At 65.4% G+C, this 8,145-nt stretch carries 9 protein-coding genes; all 9 read right to left on the bottom strand.

The genetic code is table 11. The features are described from left to right. Positions 1 to 314 (bottom strand): response regulator (locus tag BRAO375_RS06395; RefSeq protein ID WP_035639248.1); only part of this gene is annotated, 314 nt, incomplete at its 3' end. Then, complete coding sequence (locus BRAO375_RS06390) at positions 311 to 748, bottom strand: response regulator (protein ID WP_006614865.1); 438 nt, start codon at positions 746 to 748, stop codon at positions 311 to 313. The genes BRAO375_RS06395 and BRAO375_RS06390, both read right to left, overlap by 4 nt. Continuing rightward, the gene (locus tag BRAO375_RS06385; protein WP_009026643.1) at positions 745 to 2,265 is read right to left on the bottom strand and encodes a sensor histidine kinase; all 1,521 of its coding nucleotides are present in this window, start codon (positions 2,263 to 2,265) and stop codon (positions 745 to 747) included. The genes BRAO375_RS06390 and BRAO375_RS06385 overlap by 4 nt, the downstream gene beginning before the upstream one ends. Before the next feature lie 117 nt (positions 2,266 to 2,382). Beyond that, the gene (gene accC / locus BRAO375_RS06380) at positions 2,383 to 3,732 is read right to left on the bottom strand and encodes an acetyl-CoA carboxylase biotin carboxylase subunit (RefSeq protein ID WP_009026642.1); all 1,350 of its coding nucleotides are present in this window, start codon (positions 3,730 to 3,732) and stop codon (positions 2,383 to 2,385) included. A gap of 82 nt (positions 3,733 to 3,814) precedes the next feature. After that, positions 3,815 to 4,300 carry an acetyl-CoA carboxylase biotin carboxyl carrier protein gene (accB, locus tag BRAO375_RS06375; RefSeq protein WP_009026641.1) on the bottom strand — a complete coding sequence of 162 codons (486 nt, stop codon included), beginning with the start codon at positions 4,298 to 4,300 and terminating at the stop codon, positions 3,815 to 3,817. Positions 4,301 to 4,342: 42 nt separating this feature from the next. Further along, on the bottom strand, positions 4,343 to 4,720 hold the full coding sequence (locus BRAO375_RS06370; RefSeq protein ID WP_009026640.1) for a type II 3-dehydroquinate dehydratase: 378 nt from the start codon (positions 4,718 to 4,720) through the stop codon (positions 4,343 to 4,345). Positions 4,721 to 4,966: 246 nt separating this feature from the next. Further along, positions 4,967 to 5,728, bottom strand: a complete 762-nt coding sequence (locus tag BRAO375_RS06365; RefSeq protein WP_009026639.1) for a DUF1236 domain-containing protein — start codon at positions 5,726 to 5,728, stop codon at positions 4,967 to 4,969. Between the two features lie 183 nt (positions 5,729 to 5,911). Further along, positions 5,912 to 7,012: a tricarballylate utilization 4Fe-4S protein TcuB gene (gene tcuB / locus BRAO375_RS06360; RefSeq protein WP_009026638.1), complete on the bottom strand. Its 1,101-nt coding sequence runs from the start codon at positions 7,010 to 7,012 to the stop codon at positions 5,912 to 5,914. After that, positions 6,999 to 8,145: FAD-dependent tricarballylate dehydrogenase TcuA (tcuA, locus tag BRAO375_RS06355; RefSeq protein WP_035639244.1), on the bottom strand; the 1,147-nt coding region annotated here is incomplete at its 5' end. The genes tcuA and tcuB, both read right to left, overlap by 14 nt.

Here is an 8,145-nt window from a genome sequence, read left to right as displayed (position 1 = left end):
ACGAGATAATCGGCGGCCCCGGCCTTCAGCGCCGTCACCGCGATCTTGGAGTCCTGCGATGCCGTGACGAACACGACCGGCGGTGGATCGGGCAACGCCATGATGCGCTCCAGCGTCTCAAGCCCGTCGAGCCCCGGCATGTGCTGGTCGAGCGCGACCACGTCGACACCGCCACGCTGCAGCCGTTCGAGACCCGCGCTGCCGTCCGGCGCGTGCTCCACCGCCAAGCCGAGCCGCTTCAGCCCGCGCTCGACCAGCCGCGCCAGCGCCGCGTCGTCCTCGATGTAGAGCAGCGTGGGGGCGGGGGCGCTCATGCGGCGGGCGGAACCTGGATGACGGAGAAGAACAGGCCGAGCTGGCGGATGGCGTTGGCGAAGCTTTCGTAGTTGACCGGCTTGGTGATGTAGACGTTGCAGCCAAGCTCGTAGCAGCGCTTGATCTCCTGGGAGTCGTCGGTGGTGGTCAGAATCACCACCGGCGCGCTCTTCAGGTAGCTGTTCTGCTTGACCATCTTGAGGATGTCGATGCCGGTCATGTCCGGCAGGTTCAGGTCGAGCAGGATGAGCAGGGCGTGGCCCTTGTGATCGAGGCCGCTGCCGTCAGCGCCCAACAGATATTTCACGGCATCTGTACCGTTGGTGAACGGCTTGATCTCGTTGTTGACGCCGGACCGGCGGATGTTCCGCTCGATCAGTCGGGCGTGGCCCTCGTCGTCCTCGATCATGATGATGGTCACGGGCATGGTCATCGGTCTGAGTTCCGGTTTGAGACGTTCCAATTGATCGGGAGCGTGATGGTGAACGTGCTACCCTGGTCGAGTTCCGACGCGACCGACATGGTTCCACCGAGCCGGCGCACCAGCGCGCGCACATGCGCCAGTCCGATCCCCTGACCTGGACGGTCTTGGGTTCCGGCGCGGCGGAACAGATCAAAGATACGCTGGTGATCCCGGGGATCAATCCCCCGGCCGTTATCTGCGACCTCGAAGATCGCGAAACCGAGCTTGGTTCGGGCGCGAATCCTGATGTCGCCGGGCACGCCCGGCTTCATGTATTTGATCGCGTTGTCGATCAGGTTCGAGAAGATCTGCTCCAGTGCCAGACGGTCGCTGACGACAGTCGGCAGCGGCTCGACGCGGATCGTCGTATGCGCCTCTTCGGCCTGATGCGCCAGCGTCGACACGATCTGCTCGATCAGCTCGCGGGTGTCGATGCGGACCGGCACGAATTCGCGGCGGCCCTCGCGGGTCAGATTGAGGATCGCGCTGATCAGCCGGTCCATCTTGGCGATCGACGACTTGATGAAGCCGAGCGCTTCGGAGAAATCCTCCGACAGCTGCTTGTCGGCCCCTTCGAGCTCCGGCTCCGCGCCTTCGGCCGGCGGCGGCGAGTCCGACACGGCGCGCGCGAGGCTCGCGATGCGCCGGAAGATGTCATTTCGCAGCTCGTCGAGCTCGCTGGTGAAGCCCATGATGTTGACGAGCGGCGAGCGCAGATCGTGGCTGACGATGTAGGCGAAGCGCTGGATCTCCTCGTTGGCCTCGCGCAGGTCCGCGGTGCGCTCGTCGACGGTGGCCTCGAGGTTCAGATTGCTTTCGCGCAGCTTGGCTTCGGCATCGTCGCGGGCGCGCGTCGAACGGCGCACCAGCAGCACGGAAATGATCGCGAGCACCACGACGAGGGCCGAGCCGGTGATGGTGACGATGGCCGCCAGTTGCTGGCTCGCGTCGGCATTGGCCGTCCGCAGCGCCAGCAGACGCTCCTCTTCGAGCCGCATCACCTCCGCGGTCTCGCGCATGGTCTTGCTGCTGCGGGTCGAGCCGGCGTCGCGGACCAGGGCGATCGCGGCAGCAAGATCGCCCCGCGCGACCAGTATCTTTTCACGATCGAACTGCGACAGCCGGGTCTCGATCACGCTGCGCAGCTGGGCGAGGTTTTCGACCTGGGCAGGATTGTCCGCAACAAGGGTGTCAAGCTTCTCGAGCACCGGACGAATGGCCGCGACGGCCGATTCGTGGTCGTTGAGGAACTCCTGCCCCTGGGTGAGCAGGTAGGCGCGGGCGGCGCTCTCGGCACGCCGCACCTCGAGCAGCAGCGCGTTGATCTGGTTCTCGGCCTCGACGGTGTGCACCACCCAGGCACTGTCGCTGCGGGCCTTGTTGACCAGCAGAACTGACGCCGTGCTGACGGCGACCAGCACAAGAAATCCCGCTGACAACAGCAGGACCTGTCCCAGCGTGCGCCTTCGTCTCACCTCAGGCGCCACTGCACGCTCGCACGTCGTTGATGATTATGGCCCCCTGGCGGAACTGCTCCGACCGAGCAGAACGCGGCTGCGGCCGGATGGTTCCGTCTCAGATGAGGGTTTTCTGACCGCGGCCGCTCAGTCCGTCTTCTGGCCGGCTAGATACTGCTCGAGCCAGTGGATGTGATAGTCGCCGTCGATGATCGCGGGCTCGCGGACCAGGGCGCGGAACAGCGGCAGCGTGGTCTCGATGCCGTCGACCACCATCTCGTCCAGCGCGCGCCGCAGCCGCATCAGGCACTCGACCCGGCTCTTGCCGTGGACGATCAGCTTGCCGACCAGGGAGTCGTAATAAGGCGGGATGACGTAGCCTTGGTAGACTGCGGAATCGATGCGGACGCCGAGGCCGCCGGGCGGATGGTACTGCTGGATCTTGCCGGGCGAGGGCCGGAAGCTGACCGGGTTCTCGGCGTTGACGCGGCACTCGATGGAGTGGCCGTTGATCACGACCTGGTCCTGGGTCATCGGCAGGTCGCCGCCGGCGGCGATGCGGATCTGCTCCAGCACGAGGTCGATGCCGGTGATCATCTCGGTGACGGGATGCTCGACCTGGATGCGGGTGTTCATTTCGATGAAATAGAACTCGCCGTCCTCGTAGAGGAATTCGATGGTGCCGACGCCGATATATTTCAGCTCCTGCATCGCCTTGGCGACGGTGTTGCCGATCTTGGCGCGCGCCGCCGCGTCGAGCACCGGGGAGGGGCCTTCCTCCCAGACCTTCTGGTGGCGGCGCTGCAGCGAGCAGTCGCGCTCGCCGAGATGGATGGCGCCGCCACGGCCGTCGCCGAGCACCTGGATCTCGATGTGGCGGGGCTTCTGCAGGTACTTCTCGAGATAGACCGAGGCGTCGCCGAACGCCGACTTGGCCTCGTTGGCCGCGGTGGTCAACGCCAGCTGCAGGTCGGCCTCGGTGTGCGCGACCTTCATGCCGCGGCCACCGCCGCCGGCGGCGGCCTTGACCAGCACCGGGAAGCCGATCGCCTTGGCGATCGCCATCGCGTCCTGGTCGGGCGTGACCGCGCCGTCGGAGCCCGGCACGACGGGAATGCCGAGGCGCTTGGCGGTCTTCTTGGCCTCGATCTTGTCGCCCATCAGGCGGATGTGCTCCGCCTTCGGCCCGATGAAATGCAGGTTGTGGTCGGAGAGGATCTCGGCGAAACGCGCATTCTCCGACAGGAAGCCGTAGCCGGGGTGCACCGCGTCGGCGCCCGTGATCTCGCAGGCCGCGAGCAGGGCCGGGATGTTGAGATAGCTGTCCTTGGACGGCGGCGGTCCGATGCACACGCTTTCGTCGGCGAGGCGCACATGCATCGCATCGGCGTCGGCGGTGGAATGCACCGCGACCGTGGAGATGCCGAGCTCCTTGCAGGCCCGGAGGATGCGGAGGGCGATTTCGCCGCGGTTGGCGATGAGGATCTTGTCGAACATGGTGCCTCGGGCGCGAGTAGCGAAGAGCGAATTGCGAACAGGAACGGACAGCTATTCGCTATTCGACATAGGCTCGTCGCAATTATTCAATGATCACCAGCGGCTCGCCGAACTCGACCGGCTGGCCGTCCTCGACCAGGATCTGCGTCACCGTGCCCGCGCGCGGCGACGGAATCTGGTTCATCGTCTTCATGGCTTCGATGATCATCAGGGTCTGGCCGACCGAGACCTTCGATCCGACCTCGACGAACGGCTTCGCGCCGGGCTCGGGCGCCCAATAGGCCGTGCCGACCATCGGCGAGGGCACGACGCCCGGATGCTTGGAGAGGTCGGCGCCGGCGGCGGCTGCGGCCGCGGCCGCAACGACGGGAACAGCGGCGGCGGCGGCCGGGATCGCCGACGGCACGGCGGCCGCGACGGTGACGTTGCGGGCGACGCGGATGCGCAGGCCCGCCCGCTCGAGCTCGATCTCGGTCAGGCTGGTCTCATCCAGCAGCGAGGCCAACTCGCGGATGAGCTGGCTGTCTTCGGACTTGGCCGTGGTCTTGTCGTCGGGCTGGGGCGCCATGATCGTGATCCAGAAACGTTGTGTGACGTGAGGGCGAGGACGTCAGGCTTGCGCCATGATGTCGGTCGGGTCGGTCGGAGCGCCAATCCTTGCAGCGGGGCCGGAGATCGGGTGTCGATCGCCGTGATCGATCCCTAAGCCAGAAATTGACGCAAACGCGGCCTGGGCCGTGAAAGTGTGGTGCCGGAGACTCTCGCAGGCGCAGATGTGGCCGATGTGCATCAGCGCTTGATGCCGAGAGACGAAGGTATTCGAATGCTGGTTTTCGGCCGTCGCTCCGAAGCGGGGTGCGGGCTGGATGCGCAGGCGCTCGACATTGGCCACGGTGGCGCGTCCAGAGGCCTCTGGCCGGCGGGTCGCTGGCAGAATCGAGTGGGGTCCATTGCGGACATCGATCGTCTTGTGCGCGTCGTCGGCCATTCCCATCCCGGCGGTGTGGCGGCAGTGGGCGGCGTTATAGGTAACAAAGCCGCCAAGGGAAAGCCTTTCAGCGCCGGGGATGGGGATAGGACGGCTGGCCCGTCACACGAAAAAAGTCCGCCAAGTCGCGGAAATGGCACGTTAACCACCGCGCTGGGCAGTATGCACGCCTGACGTGTAGCCCGGCAGCGCAAAGGGGCGGACATTGCTGTCCGCCCCTTCTCCCGTCACCTGCCTGGTCGGGGATCAGGTGTCGAGAACCGCGACGATCTCGTAGGAATGAGGATCGATCACGACGATCTGCTCACGAACCAGGATGAAGTCATATCCGCGCCATTCCGGATAGATCGTGACCACTTCGGCCGGGAGCGGGTGGAAGTGGACCTCGCGCGGCACGCGGGTGCCGACCGAGATGTTGAAGTTGACGTTGGTCACCGGCTCGACGCGCTGGCTGCGGATGACGCTGGTGATCTTGGTGCGCTGCTCGGTCGAGAGCTTGGCGCCGGCGCCGGCCTGGCCGGTGGTGGTCTGCGAGCGATCGCCACCGGTCTTGGTCTCGGCGTTGGTGCTGGTGCCGGTCTTGCTGTCGCGGCCCTCGGCCTTCATGTTGTTGTCGCGACCCTCACGACCCTCGGCCTTCATGTTCTTCGAGCCGCTCTTGTCGCTCTCGGAGCTCGCGCCCTTGGTGTTCGGGCCCTTCATGCCGTCCTCGGCGTGCTGTCCCTTGGTCGCAGTGCCGGACTTCTGCTCGGACTGGCTGGAGCGCATGTCGGACGCGCCGCCGGTCGACGGCGAGGCGCTGTCGCGATGCATCGCGCCACCAGGCGCGTTCATGCCACCGCTCGATGCGCCGCCGGCCGCACCACCCGTCGCACCGCCCTGCATCGCGGCGCCGCCGGACTGACCACCCGCGCCGCCCGCACCACCGGCGCCGCCCTGCGCATGAGCAAAACTTGCACCCGCCAGGAGCGCGATTGCAGCAACTGATACCATCAAGCGATTAGTCATCCTCGATCCTCCTCATTGGCACTGCCCGCGCCGACAACGGCAGGAGGTTGGAGTCGTTCCGCACGGCTCCGATCGTTCCGAAAAAATGTCGCAGATCGCAACTTTATGAACGGATGCTCAGAGTGATGAATGCCAGATGACGATGAGGGGGACTTAAGCTGCGATACGGTGTTGTTCCGCAGACTACACGCTTGTGTGGCGCTCTCGTGCGTAGCGGACCAGCGCCAGGAAGCGATGGAGGCCGTGCACGAACTTGCCATAGGGCATCGTGATGAACAGCGCGAACACCGCACCGAGATGCAGCGCCAGCAACAGGCCCATCGCGCTCGTCTCGCGCAACAGCAGGAGAGCGAGGCCGGTCACGCCGGTCAGAACGAGCATGGCCAGGAACGCTACGTCCATGCCGCGGCTGCCGCCATCCATCATTGCCGGCTCGCGCTTGGCTTTCGCGACATAGAGTCCGAGCGGACCGATCACGATGCCGAGTCCGCCGAGCGTGCCGAGCACCACCGGCAGATCCCACAGCGGGTAGGGCGCCTCGCGGTGCAGGAGGTAATGATAGAGCGTCGCCACGCTGGTGGAGGCAAAGCAGAGCAGGAAGCCGTAGAACGTCAGATGATGATAGAACCGCCTGTTATCGTCAGGCTTCTCGTCCTCGTTGTAGCAGCCGACGCCACCGCCATCGAGATAGCGCAGGCTGCCGGCGTCACGCACGGCGCGCAGAAGCGGACGGGGGTTTGTGAGTGTCGCGTGCGGCTCGCCGATGTCGTTCCAGAACGCGCGCGCCCCCTTGATGAAGGCAATGACAGCCCACAGGAAAGCCGCGCCGAACACCAGCGCCATCGTGTTGTGCGGCATCAGCGCATAGAACGATCCGGGGCCATGCCGGCTTTGCAGCAATGCTGCCGGATCGTTGAAGGCGACGAAGCCGAGAATGAAGACGGCGATGCTCAGCACGGCGGTGAGCGCGATCGCCAGGCCATTGCGCTTGAACATCGGGGCGAGCGCGCGCGGCCAGGTATAGTCCGCGTAGCTCTCGTGCCGGACCCGCGCGAGCACCGCGGGCACCCGGACGTCGAACTCGTGCGGCGGCGAGAACTGGCAGTCGACATAGCAGGCGCCGCAGGAATGACAGAGGTTGGCGAGGTAGTTGAGATCGCCGCCGCTGAAGGCGCGGCGCATCTCCATCGCCGGAAACACCGCGCAGAGGCCCTCGCAATAGCGGCAGGAGTTGCAGATCGTCATCAGGCGATCCGCCTCGGTCAACGCCTCACTGCGCTGCATGTCGTGCTGCTCCTGTGCCCGCAATGCGTCCGAACACGCTGCCGATGGTCATGCCGATGCCCGCGGCATAGCCGCGGCCAAGCACGTTGCCGGCCATGATCTCGCCGGCGGCGTACATGTTCTCAGTCGGGCCACCGGCCTTCATCATCATCTTTGCCTCGTGATCGACCCGTACGCCGAGATAGGTGAAGGTGATGCCGGGCCTGACCGGATAGGCGTAGTAAGGGCCGGTCTCGATGCGCCGCGCCCAATGTGATTTCGGCGGCGTCAAATTCTCGGTGTGGCAATCGTCGAGAATGTCGGGATTGAAGCTGCCGTCGCGCACCGCAGCGTTGAAGTCGGCGACGGTGGCCGAGAGCTTCTCGGGATCGAGTTCGAGCTTGCCGGCAAGTTCGGCGATGCTGGGAGCCTCGATCGCAGGGTAGAGGGAGGGCATGAACAGATTGGCCGATTTGGCATCGAAGATGATGTAGGCGATCTGGTCGGGCTGCGCCGCCACAAGCCGGCCCCAGATGGCGTAACGCTTCGGCCAGACGTCTTCGCCCTCATCGTAGAAGCGCTTGGCGTGCTTGTTGACGACGATGCCGAACACGACGCAGTCGAGACGGGTGATGATGCCGCCGTCATATTTTGGGGCGCGCGCATCGATGGCGACCGCGTGACACTGGGTCGGATCACCGATGCTGTCGACGCCGGCGCCGAGCAGCATGTCCAGCACCGTGCCGCGGTTGTTGGACGTGCCGCGGATCAGGAAGTTGCGCGCGATCTCGCCCCAGCCTTCGACCAGTTTCTCGATGTTGGATTCGAAGCCGCCGGCGGCCGCGACCAGTGCCTTGCCGCGGACGCGCATCCGGCCTTGAGGCTGCTGCACGATCGCTGCGCGAAAACGGTCGTCATCGATATCGAGCGCGACCACCTCGGCCTCGTATCGCACCTCGACCCCGAGACGCTCGGCGGTCAGATAGAGGGCATTGAGCATTGCGCGGCCGCCGCCGAGGAAGAACGAGTTGGTACGTCCGAGACTCAGCGTGCCGCCGAGCGAGGGCTGGAAGCGCACGCCCTGTTCGACGATCCAGTCGAGCATGTCCTTGGACTGTCGGATCATCATCCGCGCCAACTGCTCGTTGGTCTGG

The sequence above is a fragment of the Bradyrhizobium sp. ORS 375 genome, from assembly GCF_000239775.1.
In the GTDB taxonomy this organism is placed as follows: Bacteria; Pseudomonadota; Alphaproteobacteria; order Rhizobiales; family Xanthobacteraceae; genus Bradyrhizobium.
The sequence above is the reverse complement of the archived record's forward strand: the minus strand, read 5'-3'. Positions and strand labels throughout refer to the sequence as shown.

Coding starts and splice junctions, on each gene's coding strand:
- BRAO375_RS06390 (WP_006614865.1), bottom strand. CDS start 748: ATGACCATGCCCGTGACCATCATCATGATCGAGGACGACGAGGGCCAC.
- accC (WP_009026642.1), bottom strand. CDS start 3,732: ATGTTCGACAAGATCCTCATCGCCAACCGCGGCGAAATCGCCCTCCGC.
- accB (WP_009026641.1), bottom strand. CDS start 4,300: ATGGCGCCCCAGCCCGACGACAAGACCACGGCCAAGTCCGAAGACAGC.
- BRAO375_RS06370 (WP_009026640.1), bottom strand. CDS start 4,720: ATGGCCGACGACGCGCACAAGACGATCGATGTCCGCAATGGACCCCAC.
- BRAO375_RS06365 (WP_009026639.1), bottom strand. CDS start 5,728: ATGACTAATCGCTTGATGGTATCAGTTGCTGCAATCGCGCTCCTGGCG.
- tcuB (WP_009026638.1), bottom strand. CDS start 7,012: ATGCAGCGCAGTGAGGCGTTGACCGAGGCGGATCGCCTGATGACGATC.